This window comes from Arthrobacter sp. CAN_A212 (assembly GCF_015752345.1).
Lineage (GTDB): Bacteria > Actinomycetota > Actinomycetes > Actinomycetales > Micrococcaceae > Arthrobacter_D.
Genome location: NZ_JADOUT010000008.1, coordinates 58,918 through 82,978, shown reverse-complemented (window position 1 = coordinate 82,978; position 24,061 = coordinate 58,918). Strand labels below are relative to the sequence as shown.

The 24,061-nt window shown below is 65.8% G+C and carries 23 protein-coding genes and 1 tRNA gene; 3 read left to right on the top strand and 21 right to left on the bottom strand.

Going from position 1 to position 24,061, the window contains the following annotated elements; all coding sequences use genetic code 11:
* Window positions 1–52: 52 nt before the first annotated feature.
* The 16 genes from IWX64_RS08270 to IWX64_RS08195 form a co-directional block, all read right to left on the bottom strand.
* Window positions 53–1,483 carry an IS1380 family transposase gene (locus tag IWX64_RS08270; protein WP_196866656.1) on the bottom strand — a complete coding sequence of 477 codons (1,431 nt, stop codon included), beginning with the start codon at window positions 1,481–1,483 and terminating at the stop codon, window positions 53–55.
* A 296-nt stretch (window positions 1,484–1,779) separates the two neighbouring features.
* A tRNA-Ala gene (locus IWX64_RS08265) sits at window positions 1,780–1,855 on the bottom strand.
* A gap of 107 nt (window positions 1,856–1,962) precedes the next feature.
* Window positions 1,963–2,643, bottom strand: a complete 681-nt coding sequence (locus IWX64_RS08260; RefSeq protein WP_196866655.1) for a histidine phosphatase family protein — start codon at window positions 2,641–2,643, stop codon at window positions 1,963–1,965.
* On the bottom strand, window positions 2,640–3,101 hold the full coding sequence (gene rsfS, locus IWX64_RS08255; protein ID WP_334683214.1) for a ribosome silencing factor: 462 nt from the start codon (window positions 3,099–3,101) through the stop codon (window positions 2,640–2,642). The genes IWX64_RS08260 and rsfS overlap by 4 nt, the downstream gene beginning before the upstream one ends.
* A gap of 31 nt (window positions 3,102–3,132) precedes the next feature.
* Window positions 3,133–3,795 (bottom strand): hypothetical protein, encoded by a 663-nt coding sequence (locus IWX64_RS08250; RefSeq protein WP_196866654.1) that lies wholly within the window; start codon window positions 3,793–3,795, stop codon window positions 3,133–3,135.
* Between the two features lie 7 nt (window positions 3,796–3,802).
* Window positions 3,803–4,426 carry a nicotinate-nucleotide adenylyltransferase gene (nadD, locus tag IWX64_RS08245; RefSeq protein WP_312884101.1) on the bottom strand — a complete coding sequence of 208 codons (624 nt, stop codon included), beginning with the start codon at window positions 4,424–4,426 and terminating at the stop codon, window positions 3,803–3,805.
* A 59-nt stretch (window positions 4,427–4,485) separates the two neighbouring features.
* Complete coding sequence (locus IWX64_RS08240) at window positions 4,486–4,731, bottom strand: hypothetical protein (protein WP_196866653.1); 246 nt, start codon at window positions 4,729–4,731, stop codon at window positions 4,486–4,488.
* 93 nt (window positions 4,732–4,824) lie between these two features.
* Window positions 4,825–6,108, bottom strand: a complete 1,284-nt coding sequence (locus IWX64_RS08235) for a glutamate-5-semialdehyde dehydrogenase (RefSeq protein ID WP_196866652.1) — start codon at window positions 6,106–6,108, stop codon at window positions 4,825–4,827.
* 9 nt (window positions 6,109–6,117) lie between these two features.
* Window positions 6,118–7,251 carry a glutamate 5-kinase gene (gene proB, locus IWX64_RS08230; RefSeq protein ID WP_196866651.1) on the bottom strand — a complete coding sequence of 378 codons (1,134 nt, stop codon included), beginning with the start codon at window positions 7,249–7,251 and terminating at the stop codon, window positions 6,118–6,120.
* Window positions 7,252–7,258: 7 nt separating this feature from the next.
* Window positions 7,259–8,878, bottom strand: coding sequence for a GTPase ObgE (gene obgE / locus IWX64_RS08225; RefSeq protein ID WP_312884023.1), 1,620 nt, complete (start codon window positions 8,876–8,878; stop codon window positions 7,259–7,261).
* Window positions 8,879–8,994: 116 nt separating this feature from the next.
* Window positions 8,995–9,255 carry a 50S ribosomal protein L27 gene (gene rpmA / locus IWX64_RS08220; RefSeq protein WP_081743419.1) on the bottom strand — a complete coding sequence of 87 codons (261 nt, stop codon included), beginning with the start codon at window positions 9,253–9,255 and terminating at the stop codon, window positions 8,995–8,997.
* Window positions 9,256–9,290: 35 nt separating this feature from the next.
* Window positions 9,291–9,599, bottom strand: a complete 309-nt coding sequence (rplU, locus tag IWX64_RS08215) for a 50S ribosomal protein L21 (protein ID WP_019482657.1) — start codon at window positions 9,597–9,599, stop codon at window positions 9,291–9,293.
* A 283-nt stretch (window positions 9,600–9,882) separates the two neighbouring features.
* The gene (locus IWX64_RS08210) at window positions 9,883–13,161 is read right to left on the bottom strand and encodes an Rne/Rng family ribonuclease (RefSeq protein WP_196866650.1); all 3,279 of its coding nucleotides are present in this window, start codon (window positions 13,159–13,161) and stop codon (window positions 9,883–9,885) included.
* Between the two features lie 375 nt (window positions 13,162–13,536).
* Window positions 13,537–15,510: a 1-deoxy-D-xylulose-5-phosphate synthase gene (gene dxs / locus IWX64_RS08205; protein ID WP_196866649.1), complete on the bottom strand. Its 1,974-nt coding sequence runs from the start codon at window positions 15,508–15,510 to the stop codon at window positions 13,537–13,539.
* 163 nt (window positions 15,511–15,673) lie between these two features.
* Window positions 15,674–16,987: a class I SAM-dependent RNA methyltransferase gene (locus IWX64_RS08200; protein WP_196866648.1), complete on the bottom strand. Its 1,314-nt coding sequence runs from the start codon at window positions 16,985–16,987 to the stop codon at window positions 15,674–15,676.
* Window positions 16,988–17,045: 58 nt separating this feature from the next.
* On the bottom strand, window positions 17,046–19,022 hold the full coding sequence (locus IWX64_RS08195; protein ID WP_196866647.1) for an APC family permease: 1,977 nt from the start codon (window positions 19,020–19,022) through the stop codon (window positions 17,046–17,048).
* Between the two features lie 127 nt (window positions 19,023–19,149).
* Between IWX64_RS08195 and IWX64_RS08190 the strand changes: the two genes are divergently transcribed.
* Entirely contained in the window at window positions 19,150–19,824 is a 675-nt protein-coding gene (locus IWX64_RS08190) for a potassium channel family protein (RefSeq protein WP_196866646.1), read from the top strand.
* Window positions 19,821–20,537, top strand: coding sequence for a potassium channel family protein (locus IWX64_RS08185; RefSeq protein WP_196866645.1), 717 nt, complete (start codon window positions 19,821–19,823; stop codon window positions 20,535–20,537). The genes IWX64_RS08190 and IWX64_RS08185 overlap by 4 nt, the downstream gene beginning before the upstream one ends.
* A gap of 57 nt (window positions 20,538–20,594) precedes the next feature.
* Here IWX64_RS08185 and IWX64_RS08180 read toward each other — a convergent pair whose 3' ends face one another.
* The 4 genes from IWX64_RS08180 to dut all read right to left on the bottom strand — a co-directional run bounded on the left by IWX64_RS08180 (window position 20,595) and on the right by dut (window position 23,142).
* Window positions 20,595–21,326 (bottom strand): DUF3159 domain-containing protein, encoded by a 732-nt coding sequence (locus tag IWX64_RS08180; RefSeq protein WP_196866644.1) that lies wholly within the window; start codon window positions 21,324–21,326, stop codon window positions 20,595–20,597.
* Window positions 21,323–21,703, bottom strand: a complete 381-nt coding sequence (locus IWX64_RS08175) for an OB-fold nucleic acid binding domain-containing protein (RefSeq protein ID WP_196866643.1) — start codon at window positions 21,701–21,703, stop codon at window positions 21,323–21,325. Before IWX64_RS08175 ends, IWX64_RS08180 begins: the two co-directional genes overlap by 4 nt.
* Complete coding sequence (locus IWX64_RS08170; protein WP_196866694.1) at window positions 21,696–22,424, bottom strand: DUF3710 domain-containing protein; 729 nt, start codon at window positions 22,422–22,424, stop codon at window positions 21,696–21,698. Before IWX64_RS08170 ends, IWX64_RS08175 begins: the two co-directional genes overlap by 8 nt.
* A gap of 229 nt (window positions 22,425–22,653) precedes the next feature.
* Window positions 22,654–23,142 (bottom strand): dUTP diphosphatase, encoded by a 489-nt coding sequence (gene dut / locus IWX64_RS08165; protein ID WP_196866642.1) that lies wholly within the window; start codon window positions 23,140–23,142, stop codon window positions 22,654–22,656.
* A 132-nt stretch (window positions 23,143–23,274) separates the two neighbouring features.
* Here dut and IWX64_RS08160 point away from each other — a divergent pair, with 132 nt between their 5' ends.
* Window positions 23,275–23,739, top strand: coding sequence for a DUF3093 domain-containing protein (locus tag IWX64_RS08160; protein ID WP_196866641.1), 465 nt, complete (start codon window positions 23,275–23,277; stop codon window positions 23,737–23,739).
* A gap of 17 nt (window positions 23,740–23,756) precedes the next feature.
* Here the strand turns inward: IWX64_RS08160 and IWX64_RS08155 are convergent, their stop codons facing one another.
* Window positions 23,757–24,056 carry a DUF4193 domain-containing protein gene (locus IWX64_RS08155; RefSeq protein ID WP_196866640.1) on the bottom strand — a complete coding sequence of 100 codons (300 nt, stop codon included), beginning with the start codon at window positions 24,054–24,056 and terminating at the stop codon, window positions 23,757–23,759.
* Between the last annotated feature and the right edge of the window lie 5 nt (window positions 24,057–24,061).

The window sequence follows — 24,061 nt, the reverse complement described above, 5'->3', positions numbered from 1 at the left end:
GTTCCACTTCCGGTGATCGTGCTGTTGGTTGGGATGGGATGAGTGGCGTTGGTCAGCCGGTGGAAGGGACGAGGCCTTTGGCGAGGCGGGCGGTGTTTTCCAGGAGGAGTTTCATGAGGTCTTTTTCCGGGGCTGATTCGGGGAGCAGGAGTTGATGGCGGCGGGCGCGGGTGATGATTTTCCCTGCGGTGGCGAAGAGCCGGTAGCGCCAGCGTTTGATGTCCCAGGCTTTGGCCCGGTGGTCGTCCGGGAGGGCGGCGAGCTGGATCCAGGAGACGAGATTGAAGGCCAGCGCTGCGATGTTGGCCCAGGCCTGGTTCGCGGCGAAGTCGAAGAATGGCAGTTTGCCCAGGCCAGTGTTTTTCAGGGTTTTGATCCGGTTCTCGCAGCGGCCGCGGGCGCGGTGTCTGGCGTCCAGGAACGGTCCGTGCCAGCGCGGTGAGTTGGTCAGGAACGCAGTGATCCGGTGCCCGTCAACATCGAGCAGGGTCGGCTGCGCCCCGGGGTGGAGCGGCTCGGCGCGCAGGAACAGTTTCGTGCCAGGCGGGTAATCGGTGAGGGGGATGACGTCGGTGGTGTTGATGACCCACGCGTCGGTCCGGTCGTTTCCGGACTGGTCCAGGGCCGGCTGCCAATACTCCTTGTCGCTGATCCAGTCGACCATGTGGGCTTTGCCGAACGGCAGGGTGTAACTGGTGGTGAACTGCACGCCGAGGCTGTGCAGGTGCCACAGGAATTTCCGTGAGGCCCCGGCGCTGTCGGTGCGGACCAGGACTTTTTCCCCGGCCAGTGCCCCGGTTTCGTCGTAGAAGCTGTCGGGGAGTTGGGCTGCGGCGGTGTGGAAGACGCGGATGTGGTCCTCGGCGCTGTTCGCTCCGGCGCTCCCTGGCCGCAGCACGGCCGCGAGGATTTCCCCGGAACCCTTACCGGTCCCGTAGTCGACGCTGGCGATGAACGGTGCGAATCCGTAGCCGCCCTTGTAGGTCCCGGCGACGTTTTCCTTATCGGAGTGTGAGGTCACCAGGGTCGCGTCGAGGTCGATGATCAGCGGATCCGCGGCCGTCGCGGTCAGTGCCGGGTTCCGGTTCCCGGCGGCGTTCCAGGCCCGGGTGCGCAGCTCCCTGGTGAGGGTCTCGAATCCGTAGCTGAACAGCTCGGGGTTCACCACGGTGCGTTCGAAGAACCTAGAGACGGTCGCGTTCGAGGGCAGTTGGCCGAAGACCCCGGGTGAGGAACGCAGGATGTCCAGGTCCGAGGCGTGTTCACCTCCCGCGGTGAGCATCGCCGCGAGGGACCCCACCAGCCGCCCGGGCCGGTGCTTCGCGCCGGAAGGGACAAACTGTCCGAGTCTGTCTTCGCAGAGTCTGCCGAATCCCAGGGCGTCCATGAAGCCAGTGACCACCGAAACCCCGGCGTGGGAGATCAGCGACTGGCCGGTGAAACTGACCGGCATGGACGGAAAAACAGCGATAGACTTTTGCATCGAAAGGGTGCTCCCTCGCTCGGCGAATAACGGTCTCGACAACCACTATTTTCCCAGCTCAGAGCACCCTTTCCCTGATTAACACGCCAGCCCCACAGACCCGCCATGAAAACCTCGGGCTAGCACCCATTCAGGAAGTCCCTCCCAAAATATACAGCGGGGCGCCTGCACTCACACATTACGAAGTGGACATGGATACTACCCGTTCGAAAAGGACCTCAAAGCAGGGTTAGGGGTATCGGGCAAAGAAAAATCCGCTGGATCAACGACTACAAGCCATTGTTCTAGCGGATCTTTGGTGGAGCTAAGGGGATTCGAACCCCTGACCCCCTGCATGCCATGCAGGTGCGCTACCAGCTGCGCCATAGCCCCAATTCCTTGGTGTCACCCCGCCGAACCGGCTGAAGCAACTTGTTCAGTTTAGTCAACAATCGGCCCCCTGCAAAATCGGCCGGTTTCTGACCGATCAGGGCGGGCAGCTAACCTTCCAGCGGGGTAGACGGCATCGAAGACAAACCCACATTGTGCTCGGTCAGCTGCCACTTGTTTCGGGCTCGCGGACCGTGATCCAGCTCCTCGAGAACCGACCAGTGACAGTTTGAGACTCCTGACAGCGACGCCCAGAGCTCCGGTGGTAAGCCCATCAGCGCAGCAAGCCCCGCCCGGATCGATCCGCCATGACTCGCCACCACCAGGGTCTGCCCGGCACCCAGGCCCGACACAGCGTCGAGCGTACCTTCCGCCATCCGACGTCCCACGTCGAGACGGCTCTCTCCCCCACCCGCAAGCATCGTTGGATCCCCGCCATGCCAGGCGGCGTGATCGGCCGGGAACTGTGAGGCAATCTCCGCGAAGGCCAACCCCTGCCACTGCCCCGCATAGGTCTCCCGCAGCCGCGTATCCAACTCCACGCCGACGCCGGTCAACGAGGACAGCTCATTCGCTGTGGCAACGGTCCGGGCAAGGTCGGAAGAATAGATCCGCGAGGGTGCCAGATGCACCAGTTCAGCCGCGGCCTCCCGCGCCTGCTGTTCACCCAGTTCGTCGAGGGAGATGTCTTCCTGCCCCTGGAACAAGCCCCGGGCATTCCACTCGGTCCGCCCGTGCCGCCAGAAAATAATCCTTCGTGCACCTACCGATCCGGCGGCGTTGAACTTCACTCGGCGTCAGGGGCAGTGGCGTCAGGGGCAACGGCGTCGTTGGCCAATGCTGGTGCTGGTGCTGGGGCAGGTGCTGACGACGTCGATGCTGCGGGTGCGTCCTCCAGTTGCAGGTCGATGACCGGGCAGTCCCCCCACAGACGCTCCAGCGCATAGAAGACGCGGTCCTCTTCGTGCTGGACGTGAATTACGACATCCAGGTAATCCAGCAGGACCCAGCGACCCTCACTGCGTCCTTCCCGGCGGACGGGCTTGAGATCCCGCTTTGCCAGTTCCTCTTCGATGCCGTCGACAATCGAATTGACCTGGCGTTCGCTGGATGCCGAGGCAACCAGGAATACATCGGTAATCGCCAGCCGTTCGCTGACGTCAATAGCCACAATGTCCTGACCAATTTTGTCCGAGGCTGCATGTGCAGCCGCCCGGGCAATTGCGATGGACGTTTCGTTAGCGCTCACGTATCTCCTTGTGTGTAGTCAGCCGTCAGGTTCAACTGAAGACCCCGGTGATCATGATGACCCCGGTGATCAGCGCCAGGGCGCCCAGACTGACAATCGAATATTGCAATAGCTGCAGGCGCTTGACCCGCGCCAGCCCCGCCGTCATGGCGTCGAGTGGTTCGAGACCGTGCGCGGTGCGCGCACCGATGGGATCCGCCTGCTCCGGGGCGGCGTTCACGGGTTCCGTAGTCGTCATTGACAGTGGATCGGGCGTCGTCGCACCCGGTGGTCGGAAAGCAGCGACCGGCAGGGCGATGAAGCTTCCGGACGAGAAAATCGACAGGTTATGTGCAGCCGTGGGGTCGTTGGGGCCCGGCTCGGAGCTGAGTCCCACCAGGGCGTGCTGCGTTTGTTCAATGGAAGGCTGCTGCGCCGAAAGCGCACGGGTGTTCAGTGCTGCCGCGCGATCCGCAAGCGCTTTTTGCTGCTTCAGGATTTCCGGGTCGACAGCAAACGGCTCGTCCTCCCCGGCCTCCAACAGGGCGACCTGCTCCTGTGCCCCGATGGAGGATTCGCCACTGCGACGACGGCGATCCCGCCTGCCTCCCTCGCGTACCGGTCCGAGACCGGCCACAGGACGGTCGACGTCGACGTTCGTTTCGCGCAGATCCCGTCGTTTCCGCTCGTTCGCGGAATCGTTGCCGTTGATCATTGGTCTCTCACCCAGTAGTAGATTTCAGTTCGTTGTTCCGGACGGGGTGTTCGACGCGCTGCCCGGCCGCTGCCTCATCCCGGTACAGACCGTGCTTGGCAATGTACTGGACCACACCGTCGGGCACCAGGTACCAGACGGGATCCCCCGCCGCCACCCGCAGCCGGCAATCAGTTGAGGAAATGGCCATGGCTGGCACTTCCAGCAGACTCACGTCCCTGCCTCCCCCATCGAGTTCGTGGCCCGGTCGGGTGACGCCCACGAAATGGGCGAGGGTCCACAATTCATCAGCGTTCTTCCAGGAAAGGATCTGTGCCATGGCATCGGCCCCTGTGATGAAGAACAGTTCGGCCTCGGGCCTCGCAGCCCTTAGATCGCGCAACGTATCGATGGTGTAGGTGGGACCGGGGCGGTCGATGTCTACGCGGCTCACCGTGAAGCTGGGGTTGGACGCCGTCGCCACGACCGTCATCAGGTAGCGGTGCTCAGCTGCACTGACTGCGCGCTCAGCCTTCTGCCACGGCTGCCCGGTGGGCACGAACACTACCTCGTCGAGGTTGAATACTGCAGCTACCTCGCTGGCTGCGACGAGGTGCCCATGGTGGATGGGGTCGAAGGTACCGCCCATCACCCCCAGTCGCCACGGGCGGCCGTCCGCGTGTGCCCTACCGGCTGGATTCACGTCCCGGACTAGCGGCGCGTGGCTTCGCCGTGGTCATGCTTGTTGGGGTGCTGCTTATGCGGGTCAGCGTGCTCCTCAACGGCGTCGTGACGGTTCCCAAGGCTGGTGAAAGCCAGTGTGATGAACATCAGCGCCACGAGCGCGCCCATGATGATGATCCCGTACAGCACGGGATCCATCGGAAGTTCGACGTGTACCGCATGTTCGCCGGTCTCGGCAGCGACAACTGCGGCATCGAGAAATTGAGAAAGCATAAATTCTCCCCTTGAAATCAGAGTAGTACGTGGCCGATCAGCACAAACCGGCGGATAGGTTCCCTACCATGTTACGCGCATCGGGGTGCTGTCCTAGGCCCGGACCTGGCCGTCACCCTGAAGGATCCATTTGGTGGTGGTCAGCTCGCGCAATCCCATGGGTCCGCGGGCATGCATCTTTTGGGTGGAGATTCCCACCTCGGCGCCCAGCCCCAACTCGGCACCATCAGTGAACCGGGTGGAGGCGTTGACAATCACGGCTGCCGAGTCGATGCCTGCTATGAACTGCTCGGCGTTGCCCAGGTCGTTGGTGACGATCGCTTCGGTGTGCCCGGTGGTCCACCGTCGGATGTGTGCCATGGCGTCATCCAGCGAGTCCACTGTCGCCACCGCGAGGTCCAGATCCATGTACTCTCGAGCCCAGTCGTCGTCGGTAGCCAGATCAGCCTGGACGCCGTCGGGCAGCGCGTCGAGGGTCCGCTGGTCAGCGTGGATGCGCACGCCAGCCGCCACCAGTGCGCGCAGCACGTCGCCGGTGGCGACGGCGTCGCGGTGCACCAGCAAGGTCTCGACCGTGTTGCAGACACTGGGCCGATGGGTTTTCGCGTTGAGGAGGATGTCGACGGCCATTGTGGGATCGGCGCTGCGATCAACGTAAATGTGCACGTTGCCTTCGCCGGTCTCAATCACCGGCACCGCCGAGTTGGTGACAACCGTCTGGATCAGGTCATGGCCGCCCCGGGGAATCAGTACGTCCACCCGGCCACGCGCCTTCATCAGGACGTTGGCACCCTCCCGTCCGTACTCGTCGACGCTCTGAACGGCGTCGGCAGGCAGACCCGAGGCCACCAGCGCGCCGCGGATGATGTCCAACAACGCAAGGTTGGTGTGCGCGGCGGCGCTGCCACCACGGAGGATCACCGCGTTGCCGCTCTTGAGCGCCAGCCCGGCGATGTCGACGGTGACATTGGGCCTGGCCTCATAGATCGCGGCGACGACGCCGAGGGGTACGTGGACCTGACGCATCCGGACGCCGTTCGGCAGGGTCTGTCCGCGCTCCAGTGAGCCCACCGGATCGGGAAGTCCCGCAAGGTTCCTCAGGGCTGCCGCCAGACCCTCAATGCGTTCGTCGGAGAGGCTGAGCCGGTCAAGGAGCGCCTTCGACATACCGTTCGCATGCCCTGCCTCGACGTCCAATGCGTTGGCGGCGAGAATCCCGGCGCGGTTGGCGACCAGAGCCTCACCTATGGCGAGCAGCGCCTGGTCCTTGGCGGCCCGGTTGGCGGCGGCTATCAGCCGTGCCGCCGCTCGCGAGCGGTCAGCGATGGCGTGCACCGCGGTGGTCACATCTGTCTGCTGTTCGGTCACGGAAGTCATTGCTCCAGTCTAACGAAGCACCACGAGGTCGTTGACATGGACGACTGAACGCTCATATTCGCGGCCCAGTTCCTTGGAGAGCTCGCGGGTCGTCCGGCCCAGCATCCTGGGCAGTTCGAAGGAGCTGTAGTTGACCAGCCCGTGTGCGACGACGCCGCCCTGGGCGTCCAGCATGGCCACCGGGTCACCGGCTTCGAAGTCTCCGCCGACCGAGACGATTCCGGCAGGCAGCAGGGAGCGCCGACGTTCCCCGATGGCCTTCGCGGCGCCGTCGTCGAGGGTCAGGGTGCCCCGGATGTCTGCCAGGTGGGCGAGCCACAGGAGGCGGATCGGCTTGCGCCGGCCGTTGGTGCTGAACCAGGTGCCGACGTCGGCGCCCGCCAGCGCGGCAGCCGCGTTGTCGGTTGAGGTGACCAGAGCCGGAATTCCGGAGCTCGCGGCGATGGTCGCCGCCTCGACTTTGGTGACCATGCCGCCGGTACCGACTCCAGCTTTGCCGGTGCGCCCGATTTCAACGCCGACAAGGTCCTGCGGCCCCTTGACCTCGGGGATTCGCTGGGCACCGTCCTTGGGCGGCCCGTCGTACAGGGAGTCGACGTCGGAAAGAAGCACCAGCGCGTCAGCCTTCACCAGGTGCGCCACCAGGGCTGCCAGCCGGTCGTTGTCACCAAACCGGATCTCATGGCTGGCGACCGTGTCGTTTTCGTTGACGATGGGGACGACGCCGAAATTCAGCAGCCTTTCCATGGCCCGGTGCGCGTTGGCATAGTTGCCGCGGCGGATCAGGTCCTCGGCGGTGAGCAACACCTGGCTGACCGTGACACCGTGCGCACCGAACGCAGCCGTGTACCGGGCCATCAGCAGGCCCTGACCAACACTCGCGGCGGCCTGCTGGGAGGAAAGCTGGTTGGGCCGGCGTTTCAACCCGAGCGGGGCCAGGCCGGCGGCGATGGCACCGCTGGACACCAGGATCACCTCGGTGCCCTCGTTGCGCCGGGCGGCGAGGACGTTCGAGAGGCCCACCAGGGCTTCCTCGGACAGCCCGCCCGAGATGGAGGTCAGCGATGATGACCCCACCTTGACGACAATCCGCTTCGCCTTCGCGAGGCCCGAACGGGTTTTCAGGGGACGTTTAGCGGTCATGGTCACCTCAGTGTCCAGCTTTTTCGTCATCCGCTGCTGGCGCCGGCTCATCGACCTGCGGCTGGTCCGGATCCGCTCCCGGGCCGGTGCGGGTCTTGTAGTTGACCGACTCGGTCCAGATCCCGGCCTTTCGCTCGGTCTCCAGGTCCGCCCGTGCCGCGGCGCGAGCGTCTTTACGGTCCTGGTAGTCCTCGCGCTTCTCATCGCGGGTGGGCCGTACAAACTCCGCCAGGCGGATGTCGGTACCACGCGGTGATGCGAGCAGCTCGGCGCCGCCCATCATGGTTGGCTCCCAGTCGAAGACGACGCCGTCGTCCTCGCCGATGACCACCGTGTCGCCAGGCTTGGCGCCACTCTTGAACAGCTGTTCCTCGACCCCGAGCTTTGCCAGCCGGTCGGCCAGGTAGCCAACGGCTTCGTCATTGTTGAAGTCGGTCTGCTTGACCCAGCGTTCGGGCTTCTCGCCGATGACGCGGAACAGCGGAAGGAGGTTCTTCTCCTCGTTCCGGATGATGAAGCCGCGGGAGTTGACGGCGCGCGGGCGGAGGACCGGCGGGGTGATCTTCGGCGGGGTGGCCTTGAGCTCCGCGCGGGCGGCGGTCACAATCTCGCCCATGGCGAAGCCCAGCTGCCGAAGCCCCTCGTGGCTGGACGCCGACACCTCGAACACGCGGTAGCCGCGCGCTTCGAGCTCAGGCCGGACGAAGGACGCCATGTCCTTGCCGTCGGGGACATCGACCTTGTTCAGGGCGATCAGTTTGGGGCGCTGATTCAGCGGGACGACGTCGCCGTCGGGGCCCGCGAAGCTCATGTCGACCGCGTACTTCTCGAGTTCGCGTTCGATGATGTCCAGGTCATTCAGCGGGTTGCGATCCGACTCGAGGGTGGCGCAGTCCAGAACGTGGACCAGCGCGGCGCAGCGCTCGACGTGGCGCAGGAAGTTGTGGCCAAGGCCCTTGCCTTCGCTGGCGCCCTCGATCAGGCCGGGCACGTCGGCGATCGTGTAGCGGACGTCGCCGGATTCGACGACACCGAGGTTCGGCACCAGGGTGGTGAAGGGGTAGTCGGCGATCTTGGGGCGGGCCGCGGACATGGCTGCGACGAGGCTCGACTTGCCTGCGGAGGGGAAACCAACCAGCGCGATATCGGCAATCGACTTCAGTTCGAGCACAATGTCGCGGGCGTCACCGGGAATACCGAGCAGTGCGAAGCCGGGAGCCTTGCGCTTCTGGGAGGAAAGCGAGGAATTGCCGAGGCCGCCCTGGCCACCGGAGGCAGCGACGAATTCGGCGCCTTCCCCGACCAGGTCGGCGAGCACTTCGCCGTCCTTGGTCTTGATGACCGTCCCGTCAGGCATTGGGAGGATCAGGGTTTCGCCCTGCTTGCCGCCGCGCCAATCGCCCATCCCGTTGCCGCCATTGGTGGCGTGACGGTGCGGGGCGTGGTGGTAGTCCAGGAGGGTGGTGGTCTGCGAATCGACGCGCAGGATCACACTGCCGCCGTCGCCGCCGTTGCCGCCATCAGGCCCGCCCAGCGGCTTGAACTTTTCACGCTTGACGGAAACGCAGCCATGACCGCCGGTACCGCCCGACACATGCAGAACCACCCGGTCAACGAAGCTTGCCACGTTGAACTCCTTCAGAATTTTTGGATTGATGCCGAGATGATCCCGGCTTAAAAAGAAAGTGGGGCGAGCCGGATCGGCTCACCCCACCTCACTGCCTAATGCTTGGTGCGCAGAAACTACTCTGCGACTGCGCCCACGATGTTGACGACGCGACGTCCACGGCGGCTACCGAACTCTACTGAGCCGGCCTCCAGTGCAAACAGTGTGTCGTCTCCGCCGCGGCCAACGCCAGCGCCGGGGTGGAAGTGGGTGCCACGCTGGCGGACGATGATCTCGCCAGCCTTGACAACCTGTCCACCGAACCGCTTGACGCCAAGGTACTGGGCGTTTGAATCGCGACCGTTGCGAGTGGAACTCGCACCCTTCTTATGTGCCATCTGCTTTGCCTACCTTTTGATAAAGAACGAAGAGGTTACTTGATGCCTGTGATCTTGACGCGGGTCAGTTCCGAACGGTGACCCTGGCGCTTCTTGTAGCCGGTCTTGTTCTTGAACTTCTGGATGACAATCTTCGGTCCACGAAGATTCTCAATGATCTCGGCAGTGACGGCGACCTTGGCCAGGTCATCTGCTGCTGAGGTTACCTTGTCGCCGTCGACCAGGAGGAGGGCGGGCAGCTGAAAGCTGCTGCCGGCCTTACCGGTGACGCGGTCAAGGGTTACGAGGTCTCCCACGGAAACCTTTTCTTGCCGGCCGCCTGCGCGGACAATCGCGTACACCACTTGGGAACTCACTTCTCTCGACAACTATGCTTGGAAAACTACTGTTTGCGTACTTACACCGGTAAACCGTACTGATTGGTCCCACCGCTGACGCTGTGCATCGACGCCCCGGATAACCGGTTAGAAGGCGAACGCACCGAAGATCAAGATTACGCCAGAGCGGCGGTTTCCTGCAAATCCTCCCGGGGGTGGGCGAGTCGCGGGAACCTCCGAACCGGGAGGGTCTGCTCCCCCACCCCTTGCCCTCCCACGGGAGGACCAGGGGTGCGGGAGCAACCCACCGCTACAACTCGGACGCGGGAACCCCAACCCCAAGGATCATCGGCTCATCCTTGGCTGGCGCTGCTGCCGGGGACTTCCGGGGTGCCACTGCGGTCGCCACGAATCGTGCCACCGGCTTCTCGGCGGCCTCTTCCTCCCCGGACTGCTTCCGTTCGATGGTGGACGTCGCTGCAGTCCCCTGGGGGCTCCCGGCGCGCCGACGGTTACGGCGCGGGCTGCGAGGAGGCTCTGGAGGGCTCACCGACTGCTGACTGGAACCGGACGATCCTGCACCACCCGACGCCGCACGCACCGGTGCTTGCGCAGCAGGCCGGTCGTTGGCTTCCTGTTCGTTGGCAGGCCGTTCGTTGGCTGGCTGTTCCGAAGCGGGCTTGCGGTCGAACGCCTGGGTGAGGCTGTCGAGGGTCAGGCGTCGTGCTTCCTGCACCTCGGCGTCGCTGCTCTCCGCGCGGGGCAGGCTCACCGTCTCACCGTTGATGGTGAGCACCACTTCGGCGGCCTCGTCGGCCGCCGGGTGGCCCTCGGCCTCGTGGGCGGCGTGAGTGGCTGCAGCGATGCTCGCCAGGGCCACCCGGGCCGCTTCGGCCCGTGCCTGCCGCTCGGCGTCGTTCTGAGGTGCCTCGGGTGCCTGCTGCTCCTCATCGGCCGGCGAGGAGGAACGGCTCCGGTTGCGCTTGCGTTCGCTCCGGGAAACCTTCTCCTGCCGCAGGTGCTGCTGATGGTTGTCCGGCGAGACGGCATGCCGCTTGTGTTCCACCGGTTCGTCCTGGGTGACGACACCGCGGCCAGCACAGTGCTCGCAGTTCTCGCCGAAGACCTCCAGCAGCCCGGTCCCCATCCGTTTCCGGGTCATCTGGACCAGACCGAGCGAGGTGACCTCGGCAACCTGGTGCTTGGTGCGGTCGCGGCCCAGGCACTCGACCATCCGACGCAGCACCAGGTCACGGTTGGCTTCCAGGACCATGTCGATGAAGTCGATGACAATAATCCCGCCAATGTCGCGCAGGCGCAGCTGACGGACCACTTCCTCCGCCGCCTCCAGGTTGTTCTTGGTGACGGTCTCCTCGAGGTTTCCACCGCTGCCGGTGAACTTGCCGGTGTTGACGTCGACAACCGTCATCGCCTCGGTGCGGTCAATCACGAGTGAGCCGCCGGAGGGGAGGAACACCTTCCGGTCGAGGGCCTTGTGGATCTGTTCGTCGATCCGGCTGGCGAGGAAGATGTCCTCGTTGCCGGTCCACTTCTCCAGACGACCGACCAGGTCGGGAGCCACGTACATGACGTAGGCCTCGATGGTGTCCCAGGCCTCATCACCGGAGACGATCAGCTTGGAGAAGTCCTCATTGAAGACGTCACGGACCACCTTGATGGTCAGGTCAGGTTCCCCGTACAGCAGCTCGGGTGCCAGGGACTTGGTGGAGCCGGACTTGGCTTCGATGTTTTCCCACTGCGACCGCAGCCGGTTGATGTCATGGGTCAGCTCTTCCTCGCTGGCACCCTCCGCAGCGGTGCGCACGATCACCCCGGCGTTGTCGGGCAGGCGATCCTTGAGGATGCGCTTGAGCCGGTTGCGTTCCACGTCGGGGAGCTTCCGGGAGATCCCCGTCATGGACCCGCCCGGGACGTACACCAGGTAGCGCCCGGGCAGGGAGATCTGACTGGTCAGGCGTGCACCCTTGTGGCCGACCGGGTCCTTGGTCACCTGCACCAGAACGGTGTCGCCGGACTTCAGGGCGAGCTCGATCCGGCGGGGCTGGCCGTCGAGACGGGAGGCATCCCAGTTGACCTCGCCGGCGTACAGGACGGCGTTGCGGCCGCGGCCAATGTCGACGAACGCTGCTTCCATGCTCGGCAGCACGTTCTGGACCTTGCCCAGGTAGACGTTGCCGATCAGGGAGTCCTGCTGCGTCTTGGACACGAAGTGCTCTGCCAGCAATCCGTCCTCGAGGACGGCGATCTGGATCCTGTCGTCGCGCTGCCTGACGATCATCTGCCGGTCCACCGATTCGCGGCGTGCCAGGAATTCTGCCTCGGTGATGACCTGGCGACGGCGCCCGGTGTCGCGGGATTCCCGCCGGCGCTGCTTTTTGGCCTCCAACCGGGTGGATCCCTTGACGCTGGTGACCTTGTTGGAGGGTGCAGTCTCCTGGGCCTGCCGGGGTGCACGCACCCTGGTCACCGTGTTGGGTGGGTCGTCATCCTGGCCGCCGGTGAGTTCGAGGTCCTCGTCTCCGCGGCGACGGCGACGGCGGCGACGCGAGGTCACGCCCTCATCGCTGTCACTGTCCGAGCCGCCATCGGCAGCCTGGTCGTTGTCGTTGCTGCCGGCGTCCTGGTCGGCGCGGCCCCTGCCCCGGCTGCGACGGTTGCGACGACGGCGGCGCCCACCGGTCTCGGTGTCACCGTCCTCATCGTCCTCGGCGGTGTCGTCCTCGGCGGAGGGCCCCGCGACAGCGGTCTTCCTGACGGGGGCTGCAACAGCCTGCAGATCGGGGGCGTGAAACAGCGACGCGGGGATCGCAAAGGGGTCGGCCGCCGACAGGGTCGGAGGGACCTCGGAAGCTTCGGCCACCTGGAGCGCGGCTGGGGTTTCCCGTGCGTCCTGCACGGCCTCGCGGGAAGCGTCCTGGTCGGCGGCAACGCCACCAGTACCCGCGCTGGCACCGTTGGAGGTGCCCTGGCCCGCCGCTTCCTGGGTTGGGGTGCCCTCCGCAGCGGCAGCCTCCGCGGCCGCAGCCTTCTTCTGGGCCACGGTGAGCCGGCGGCGCGGGGCCTTTTTGACCGGGGTCAGCTCGGCATCCACCGGTGGCGCGGCCGCCTCGGCGTCCCCGCTCGCTGTGTCCTCGCTGGGTGCTGTGTTCGTGGCGTCAGCCTTGCGGGTGGAACGGCGCCGGGACGGGGCCTTCGCCTTGGGCTCGGCTTCGGTTGAGTCGGCTGGATCAGCTGCTGCTGACTGGCCTGCAGGATCGGCTGCTGCCGGGTCCGGCGTCGTCGCACCCGTTGGCGGGGTGGCCGGTGCATCGGGGAGGACGATATCGCTGGTCGCTGCCTTGCGGCTGCGCGAGGCGCGACGGCGCGGTGCGGCTGGCACGTCGGCGGCCGCCGTTTCAGTGGATGCAGCGTCGGTGGCGGCAGGGTCGGTGAGTGACTCCTGCGGGGTCTCGGCCGCGGGCTCCACCTTCTTGCGGCGGGTCCTTGGAGCCTTCTTCACCGGAACATCGAGCTGTTCCTGCGCGGGGTCTGTCGGATTTTGCTCTGTCGGGTTCTGCTGATGATCCATATGGTGTTTTGCTCCAGCGCCCCTGCGGCGTCGGCCACATTCCGACGCCCCCGGGGGCAGTATGTCGGTTGTTCGCGGACCTTGGCGCCTCGCGCTTACCGGAAGTCGTCTAAGTGAGCTTCGAGGTCGCACCATCCGTGGGGTGCGGCATCACTCGAAGACCAGTGGCGCTTTTCCTTACCCGCTGCTTTCCCAACGGTTGGCCTGCACAGCGGATTCCCGGCACCCCATCCGTCAGGATGTTTTCACGATGCACGCGGAAGCGTCGCCGGCAGAGCCGGAAGCCTGTCACTGGACCGGCCGGGGAATGTGGTTCCCCTGCCAGCCACGTTCATTGTCTCACAGACTGTTTCTGACACTGAGCTTTTCGGTGGTTTAGAGTTTGGGCAGCTGCCCGGTCACCGGTGAATCCTGACCGGTGAGGGGGCGTGCGACGGGGACCCGGGTGCCCAGCACCTGTTCGACGACGTCCTGTGCCACCTTGCGGGCGGTCAGTCCGACGCGCTCGAGCACCTCGCTGCGGGTGCCGTGGTCGAGGAATTCCACTGGAAGCCCTACCTCATTCAGTGCGGTGTCGACACCGCAGGCGCGCATTTCCTGCCGGATCCGTGACCCGACGCCGCCCGCCCTGACGCCGTCCTCAATCACGATGACAATGCGGTGCTCGGCGGCCATGTCGATCACCGAGCGGCGCACGGGGAGGACCCACCGCGGATCGATGACCGTCGAACTGATCCCCTGGGCACCCAACCGGTTGGCGACGTCCAGGGCCAGCTCGCTCATCGCGCCGACACTGACAATGAGGACGTCATTGTTGTTCGATCCGGCTGGGCGGCGAAGGAGCACTTCGACGCCGTCGTCGAGCCGCTCAATGGCCGGTACCTCGGCGCCCACCGCGCCCTTGGAGTAGCGGACCACGCTGGGGGCGTCGCCGATGGCGACCGCTTCCCGAAGCTCTTCACGCAACCGGGTGGCGTCTCGGGGGGCGGCCAGGTGCAGCCCGGGAATGATCTGGAGCATGGCCATGTCCCACATCCCGTGGTGGCTCGCGCCGTCGGGGCCGGTGACTCCCGAACGGTCCAGGACCACGGTGACGCCCGCCTTGTGCAGTGCCACATCCATCAGGAGCTGGTCGAAGCCCCGGCCCAGGAAGGTTGCGTACAGCGCAACCACCGGGTGCAACCCGCCGAACGCCATCCCGGCGGCGCTGGTGAGTGCGTGCTGCTCGGCGATGCCGACGTCGAATACCCGTTCCGGGTACTTCTCCGCGAACTTGTGCAGGCCCACGGGGATGAGCATGGCGCCGGTGATCCCGACGATGTCCTTGCGCTCGTCCGCGATGGCCGTGATCTCGTCGGCAAAAACCGAGGTCCACGACTGCGGTCCGGCGGCACCGACGGGCTGACCGGTTTCGGGGTCGATGATGCCCACTGCGTGGAACTGGTCGTCGACGTGGGCGCGGGCCGGGGCGTAGCCGTACCCCTTCTCGGTCATCGCATGAACGATCACCGGTCCCTCATAGTTGCGGGCCTGGTGCAGCGCGTGCTCGACGGCTGCCAGGTCGTGGCCGTTGATCGGGCCGACGTATTTCATCCCAAGGTCCTCGAACAACCCCTGGGGTGCCCACCAGTCCTTGATGCCCTTTTTCGTGGCATGCAGGCTCTTGTACGCGAAACGGCCCACGGGACCGCCGTTCTGGAGGCGCCGCTTCGACCAGTCGAGGGTTCTCTCGTAGACGGGGTGGGTGCGGACTGTGTCGAGGGTTGGCCGCAGCGAGGCAAGGTAGTCGGCGACTCCCCCGATGGTCGGCGCGTAGGACCTGCCGTTGTCGTTGACAACGATCACCACCCGGCGACGCTTGTCGGCGGCAATGTTGTTGATGGCCTCCCAGGCCATCCCACCGGTCAGGGCACCGTCGCCGACCAGCACCACGGTGTACCGGTCGCCTTCACCGGCGAGCACCCGGGCGCGCGAGATGCCGTCCGCCCACGACAGGGACGAGGACGCGTGGGAGCTCTCGACGACGTCGTGTTCGGATTCGGCGCGGGACGGGTAACCGGACAGTCCGCCCTGCTGGCGGAGGGTGCTGAAGTCCTGGCGGCCGGTGAGAAGTTTGTGCACGTAGGACTGGTGTCCCGTGTCGAAGATCATCGCATCGCGCGGCGAATCGAAGACCCGGTGCATCCCGAGGGTCAGTTCGACGACTCCCAGGTTGGGGCCGAGGTGCCCTCCGGTCCGGGACACGTTGGTGATCAGGAAGTCACGGATCTCCCCGGTCAGGCGCATCAGCTGGTCGTCGGTGAGCCGGCTGAGATCCTGGGGGTGGCGGATGGTTTCCAAGAGTCCCATCGGTGCCTCCTTGCGTTGGTCAATCCCGCCGGACGTCCACCTGCGGGTCTTTAACTCTAACGCGGGATCCCCGCCAAGCGTGCCCGTGGCCAAAACGCCACGGACCCGGTGGCGACCGGGGACCGGCCGGGAGCACCGATGGGCGACCGACCCGCCGTCGGACCTAGCCGGCAGTCGGTCGGAGCACTGCGAAGGACTCCAGGTGATGCGTGTGGGGGTACAGGTCGAACACGCGGAGGGTGTCCAGTTCCCACCCGGCCTGCTGGAAGTATCCGACGTCGCGGGCGAACGACGCCGGGTCGCAGGACACGTAACCCACTGCACGCGGACCGGCGGAAATCACCTCGGTGATGGCGGCCTGACCCGCGCCGGCGCGCGGCGGATCCAGCACCACAACATCGAGCGAAGGCTTCCGCTCCTGGAGCACCCGGTCCACCTTGCCCTGCACGATGTCGACCTGGGTGCGGCCGTGCAGGTTTCGCTTGGCGTCGCGGGAGGCGCCGGGCGCCCCCTCGACCGCGAGGACGCTGCCCGTGTCGCCGACGGCATCGGCGATCGGCGCAGTGAAGAGCCCCGCCCCCGCATAGAGATCGGCGGCCCGCTCCCCCGGCTGGATGGCCAGGCCATCCAGGACAGCGCCCATCAGCAGATCCGGTGCGCCCCGGTGAATCTGCCAGAACCCGTCGCCCGTAATCCGGTAGGTCTGATCCCGCACCGTCTCAGCGAGCCAGGTCTTGCCCCGAACCCGCTCCACCGTCCCCTTCTCGGGATCCCAGAAGGCGACCGCGGGACCGTCGAACTGGTGAACGACGGCCGCGGTCTGTTTGCGCCGTGCCCCCGGCGCGGGAACCAGGAGCACAAGGGGCGGCCCGCCCGCGGAGCCGACCGCCACCTCAACCCGCTGGATGCCGGTGAAGTCGATGGTCCACAGCTGGAGTTCGTTGATCGCATCGATGGCGAGCGGCATCTCGGCTACCGGGATCAGTTCGTTGGAGCGGTGGGCATGCATGGCGAGATGCCCGTCGGGTGCCACGGCAAAACTTGCCCGGGTGCGCCACCTCAGGCCGTCCGGGGATTCGCCCGGAACCGGTTCCACCTCGACCGTCCGCTCCACTCCCGCCAGCCGGGCGAGCTGCTCGCTGACGACCGTCCCCTTGAGCTGGCGCTGGGTGGGCAGGGCGATATGCCCAAACTCGGCACCGCCCACGGGCGCCGCGCCCCGTTGGGCGGCCAGCAACGCATCGGCAAGGGGCCATGGATGGTTGACCCGGTGCTCTGATGCCTCCAGCGCCTCGACCACGTCCGCGCGCCAGAAGCTCGCGCCGTCGTCGTGCTCCGTGAGCCTGACCCGCACTCTCTCACCGGGCAGGGCATGACGCACAAAGATGACCCGGCCCTCATGTCGCGCGACGCAGTGGCCACCGTGGGCCACCGGGCCGATGGAGAGGTCGAGGGTGCCTGACGGCTCGTCTGTCACTGTGGGTCCTTAACTAGTGCTGCGGCTCTGTGGAACGAAAGGTGAAGCTAAAACAATGTCACTGCAGGTCCTGAAATTTCTTTGCAGCGTCGGAGGATGCGAGCTGCCAGGGGACACTTGCCACCATAACCCCCGGCTCGAAGTGCAGCCGGGTCTTGATGCGGAGGGCGGTCTGGTTGTGGACCAGCTGCTCCCACCATCGGCCGACGACATATTCGGGGATGTACACGACAATCAGGTCCCGTGGGGAGTCGCTGCGGATGCTCCTGATGTACTCCATGATCGGGAGGATGGTGTCCCGGTAGGGTGACGCCAGGACGGTGATCGGCACCGGAATTTCGTACCGGTCCCAATCGCGCAGCGTCCGCTCGGTCTCTTCGGGGTCCACGTCCACCACGATCGCGTCCAGCCTGGACGGCCGGGACGCGCGGGCGAACGCCAGTGCCCGGAGCACCGGCTTCCGGACGTGGGAGACCAGGATGACCGCGTGGACGCGGGACGGTAGCGCCCGGGAGAAGGTGGATTCGTCGAGGGCCAGTTCGTTCGCCACCTGGTCGTAGTGCCGCTTGATGCTGTGCATGAGCGCGAACAGGACCACCATTGCCAGCACCGCCACCCAGGCGCCGTATTTGAACTTGGTCACCAGGACCACCACCAGCACAGCGGCGGTGAGCACGAAACCGACCGTGTTGATGGCCCGTGACTTCTTCATCCGCCACCGCCGCTTCTTGTCTGCGGTGCTGCGCAGTTCGCGGGTCCAGTGCTTGATCAGTGCGGCCTGGCTGGCGGTGAAGGACACAAACACGCCGACAATATAGAGCTGCACCAGCTGGGTGACGTCGGCCCGGAAGACAAAGATCAGCAAAATGGCTCCAGCGCCGAGGGCGAGGATGCCGTTGCTGAAGGTGAGCCGGTCCCCCCGGGTGCGTAGCTGGCGGGGCAGATAGCCGTCCTTGGCGAGGATGGAGGCTAGGACGGGAAAGCCGTTGAAGGCGGCGTGACCGGCCAGGACCAGGATGAGGGCGGTGGCGCCCACCACCAGGACGAAGGGTATCGCCGCGTCGCTGAAGATGGTGCGGGCCAGCTGGCTCACCACCGGGTTCTGGATGTAGTCCTCGGATACGGGATTGCCGTCCAGCAGCAGCTGCTCCTGCGGGTTCTGCACCACGTGCACCTTCACCGCGTTGGCCAGGTAGATCACCCCGGCCATCATGGCCGACGCAGCGACGCCGAGAATGAGCAGGCTGGACGCTGCGTTGCGGCTGCGGGGAGCCTGGAAGCTTGGCACGTTGGCGCTGGGGACCTCGACACCGGTGAGGGCTGCCGCCCCGGCGGAGAAGGCCCGGAGAATCAGCAGCGCACCCGCGAGGCCCACCAGTCCGGCGTCGAGCGCGGGGTCCGGGATGATTTCGAACCTGGCGCTGGGCGCCTCCCCCAGCGTCCCGTTGAGGCGCTGGATGATGCCGACCGCGCACATGCCGAGGATCGCGGCCAGGAAGACATAGGTGGGGATGGCCAGGGCGAGGGTGTTCCGGGACACGCCGCGGAGGTTCAGCAACACCAGGACGACGACGCCAGCCACCGCCATCACCGTCTGGCCACCAGCCAATCCCGGGGCGAGGGCAATGAGGTAGTGGGCAGCGGCGGACACGGAGACGGCGACGGTCAGCACGTAATCCACCATCAGAGCCGACGCCACGGTGAGTCCGGCTGAACTTCCCAGATTGCGGCGGGCAATCTCGTAGTCGCCGCCCCCGGTGGGGTACGCGTGGACGGCTTGCCGATAGGAGGCGATCACCACCAGCAGCACCACCAGGACGGCCAAACCTACCCAGGGGGACACCGATACGGCCGCCAGTCCTGCCAAAGCCAGGGTGAGGAGGATTTCGTCGGGTGCGTAGGCCACGGAGGACAGGGCATTGGCCGAGAACACCGGCATCGCGATCCGCTTGGGCAGGGTCTGATGCCGCAGCCGGTCGTTGCGGAACGGTTTGCCCACCAGCACCCGCTTGACGGCTTCAAAGAAAGTCAGCACAGCCCACAGACTAGCGCGTTTGTTGCTGCCACACTCCATTAGGCTGGGTGCAGCGGACGCAGGCCCCCAGCGAGTGGAGCGCGTTGACACGTAGGTTGGCAATCGGTTGGAACGGCAGGTGGCGCTAGTGGCGCATTTTGTGATTATGGGGTGCGGCAGGGTTGGCGTCAGTCTCGCCCATACCCTTGACGAGTCGGGGCATACGGTGGCCATCATTGACCAGGACGACCGCGCATTCCGCCGGCTCCGGGGAACGTTCGGGGGGCGGAAGGTCACCGGCGTCGGTTTTGACCGCGACACGCTGAAGAACGCCGACATTGAAAACGCCTATGCCTTCGCTGCGGTGTCGAGCGGCGACAACTCAAACATCCTCGCTACCCGGGTGGCCCGCGAGATCTTCCATGTGCCGCACGTGGTGGCGCGCATCTACGACCCCGGACGCGCGGAGATCTATCAGCGTCTGGGCATTCCCACCGTTGCCGCGGTCCGGTGGAGCGCCGACCAGGTGCTGCGCCGCATCCTGCCGGAACAGAGCATCAACGGGGATTTCCGGGAGACCTCGGGACGGTTGATTCTCGGTGAGCTCACCCTGCACGACGGCTGGCTGGGACGGTCGCTCGCCGATATCGAGGCCGCGTCCGGGATCCGCGTCGCTTACCTCACCCGGTTCGGTGAGGGGATGCTGCCCACCTCGGAGACTTCCTACCAGGAAGGCGACATTGTGCACGCCATGATGAAGACCTCCGCCACCGACGAGATTGGGCGTATCCTCGCCAAGAAACCTGTGGAGGAGTCGGAGTGAGAGTAGTCATAGCGGGCGCGGGAAGCGTGGGATCGTCGATCGCCAAGGAGCTGCTCTCGAACAACCACGAGATCCTGCTGATCGACGAGAAGCCCGAGGTGATCGGCCGCAGCGGTCTCAAAGGCGCCAAGTGGCTGATCGGCGACGCCTGCGAGCTGACCACGCTCAAGGACGCCCGGCTGGATGAGGCTGACGTGGTGGTCTCCGCGACGGGCGATGACAAGGTCAACCTGGTGGTGTCCCTGCTGGCGAAGAGCGAGTTTGGGGTGGGCCGGACGGTGGGTCGGGTCAACAACCCGAAGAATGACTGGATGTTCGACGACTCGTGGGGTGTCGACGTGGCAGTGAACACTCCCCGGCTGATGACCGCGCTCGTCGAGGAGGCGGTCGAGATTGGCGACCTGGTCAGGCTGCTGACACTGCAGAGCGGTGTCACGTCGATCGTCGAGTTCACTGTCCCGCAGGAGTCGCCGATCGTGGGCCGGACCCTCGGTTCGCTGATCCTGCCGGAGGATTGCACCGTGGTGGCAATCCTGCGGGACGACGCATCGATTACGCCGAGCCCGGACGATGTGGTGGAACCGGGCGACGAGCTGTTCCTGATCGCCGCGATCGCCGCTGAGGATGCGCTCCGCAGCGTGCTGCTCGCCGTTCCCGGTGACGCGGGCGACGACGAGCCCGGTGCGCCGGTCGACGCGCCGGGGCTGCCCTAACCCACAGTTCCGCTGGCTGACGGCTCCCCTGACTTTAGGGCTGCCGCCAGCCTCGGGCTACCGGCCTGCTGCCCCGGCAGGGAGCTGGGCGGGCGGGCGGGACACGAGCCACGCGAGCCACAGTCCGAGCGCATAGAGCGGTAGCCCCATAATCAGCCGGGTGGTCCCGAGTGCCACGAAGTTCTCGGCGAAATACAGGGGCATCTGGACCGCGAGCCTCAGTCCAAGAACCGTCACGATGATCCAGGTGGCGATGGTGTACGCCTTGACCCGCAGGGGGTCCTTCCGCCAGTCGACTCCTTCGCCCCTAATGAAGCCGAACAACAGCCCAGCGATCGGCCACCGCGCTGCGATGGAGATGACCATCACCATGATGTAGGCGCCGTTCGTGAAGAATCCGGGGACAAAAAAGTCTTCGGCGTTGCCGGTGCGGTTTGCGACGAAAGCGCAGATCGCCACGCCGATCAGGCCGGATAGCGCCTGCGTGAGGGGGGTCCTGGAGACCAGGCGGATGACGGTGAAGACAGCCGCGACACCCAGCGCGGCGATGAGGGAACTCGCCAGGTCCCGGTTGATGGTGAAGACCACCGTAAAGATCAGGCCGGGCAGGATGCTTTCGGCGAGGCCCCTGACGCCACCAATCGACTTCAGGACGTCGATCTGGCCGTCCTCCGAGCGTTGCATACCGGACCGTGCGGCATACTGTTCCGCCAGTTCAGCTGCCGAGGGCCCTTGACGCTGCGCCGGATCGGGCTCGGGCCCGGTGCTGGGTGGTTGCGGGGTGCTCACTGCTGTGCCTCCGGACGGCCGATGATTTCGTAACGAGGATTGTAGATCGTTGGCATCCCGTCCACCGGGCTGACCATACCTTCAAAAGCTATCTGGGTTCCCGCTTCGATGCCCGGCACTCGCCGCTGCCCGATCCAGACCAACCGCACCTGGGCCCGTTGGCGGCGGGACACACTGTCGCGGCGGTCGGATCCGGCGGTCACCGGCGGGGCGTCGTCGGACACGACCGCGGAGAACTGGGGTGCTGAGCTGCGGGGCAGGACAGTGATCCGGGAAATGTAGCCCCGGGCCCGGGCCCGTCCTCGGGCCGGAAGCCCTGCGATGCCTGTGGCGCCGGGGTGCACCCCGGCGCTGTCGACCCCCGGCCGATCAGCCAATGTGGGTGATCTCGGGACCGCGTTTCAGCGGATCGGTGAGATCAGGAGCCGGTTGCACGGGCTCAGTGGGACGCGCTGACGCCGATTCCTTGGGCAGCCGGAGCTGTAGCAGTTCACGCGGCGGCAGCGGGTGGTCTCCCCTGACCACGACGACCTTGCGGAAGAGTTCCTCAATCGGTGCGGCCGCTTCCTTGTTGATCGCCGCGGGTCCGCCGATGACCCCGCGGAGGAACCAGCGGGGGCCGTCGACGCCGAGGAAGCGAGCCACCCGGAAGCCGGGCTGCCCATCGGCGGTTTTGGCCGGGAGCTGGGCGACCAGCTCGGTGCCGAAGGTTCCAACCCGATCCTGGACCGTGCCGCCCTGCGAACCGACGGAGACGCCGATCTGGGCGCGGATTTCGTCCCACAACCCATCGGTGCGGGGAGCAGCGAACACCTGCAGTTGCAGGTTCGATCCGTTCAGGTCGAGGGTCACGGCGATGACCCGCTTGGTCTTCTCTTCCACTTCCAGACGAAGTTGCAGGCCTTCGGCCGCCCCGATACGGAGGGCCCCGAGGTCGATGTAGCCGGCGTCGTTGTCGTGTTCCGAGACGTCGAACGGGCCGTTGTCACGGGAGACAACCACTCCTGGGGCGGGCGCCACGGGAGTTGCGGGGGCCGCGGGGGTTGGCTCGACGTCGTCGTCGGCTGCGGCCGGAGCGGCGGTGTCGTCAGAGACCATTTCCGGTTCGGGGACGTCCGTCGGGGTGCTCGCCCCGGTGGTTGCCTCGTCGGTTGCAGCGGCTGCCGCTGATGCATCCTGTTCCTCGACCGGGCTGCCGGCGGGTGCCGCCTCTTCTGCCGGGAGGTTCGCTTGCTTCTTCTTCAGGCGCCCAAAAACCATGATTGGGTTCCTTTCCTTGGTGTGTGGGATCCGTAGTGTCGGGTCCCGTAGCTGGATATCCTCTAGGTTATGCGTGGGTCGGATGCGCTGTGTTTTCAATGGTGTAGCCGCCGGTGGACCCGAATCCCGCAGCGCCCCGCACCGATTCCGGAAGCTCCTGAACCACGGTGAAGTCGGCCTGTTCCACCTGTTGGATGATGAGCTGGGCGATCCGGTCCCCCCGCTTGAAGCTCAGGGACTCAGTAGTGTCGGTATTGAGGAGGGTGACGGCAATCTCACCCCGGTAGCCTGAGTCGATGGTCCCCGGAGCGTTGACCACAGTCACCCCGTGCTTCGTAGCCAGACCGGACCGCGGATGGACCAGGCCCACATACCCTTCCGGGAGGGCAATGGCCACACCGGTGGGCACCAGGGCCCGCTCCCCCGGGGCCAGCCGGAAATCGATGCGGGTCCGCAGGTCTGCTCCTGCGTCACCCGGCTGGGCGTACGCTGGGGGTGTCATCGCGTCGTCGAGCAGTTTGATCTGCACGGGAAGTCTCCGCTGTGGGTCCAGCACGTTCTTACTCCAGCTACGTCGTGGGTGATCGGGGTAGGCCTTCACTCTAGCGCCTTAACCTTGGCGGCTGCCGGGTGGCCTGATGGTGCGCATCGGGATGAAGTGCCCCGGAAAATCTGTCAGGGTAGGGGTATGTCAACCCCCGCGCCCGGACCATCCGCCAGCCCCGTCATCTACGAGGAGCGGCTCTGGCCCGCACCGTGGATCTGGCTCGTCGTGGCCGGAGCAGCGGGCGCCTCAGTCGTCACGTTCGCCCCGATCAACCTGACCACCGGGTTCATCGCGGCCACCGTCGTCGCGGTGGTTTTGGTCACGCTCCTGGTGCTGTCGACCCCACGGATCGTCGTAACCTCGTCGCACCTGACCGTGGGACGGGCCACCCTAGAACGGCAATTCCTCGGTGAGGCGACGGCCTACATGGGAGAAGACGCGACCGCGCAGCGCGGACCGCAACTGAATGCGACGGCATACCTGTGTATTCGTGGCTGGATCTCCCCGGTGGTCCGGGTGGCCATCACCGACCCGGCGGATCCCACTCCGTATTGGATGACTTCCACCCGTCGCCCCGACCAGCTCGTCGCCGCCCTGGCCAGCTAATGCTCGGTCCTGGCGGTCTATCCCTCGCAATCGCTGCAGTAAGTCAGCGCACCGACCTGCCGGGCGATCTGGGATCGGTGGCGCACCAGGAAACAGGAGGCACAGGTAAATTCATCGGCCTGGGCTGGAAGGATCCGCACCTGGATTTCCTCGCCCGAGAGGTCGGCTCCGGGTAGTTCGAACCCGTCGGCAGCTTCCAGCTCGTCCTCGTCGATCACCGGCGACTGGTGCTCGGCACGTTGGGCGTTCAACTCATCGACCGAATCAGTGCCGACGGCCTCGTGGGTGGTGCGCGGCGTATAGTCATCAAGCGCCATTAGGG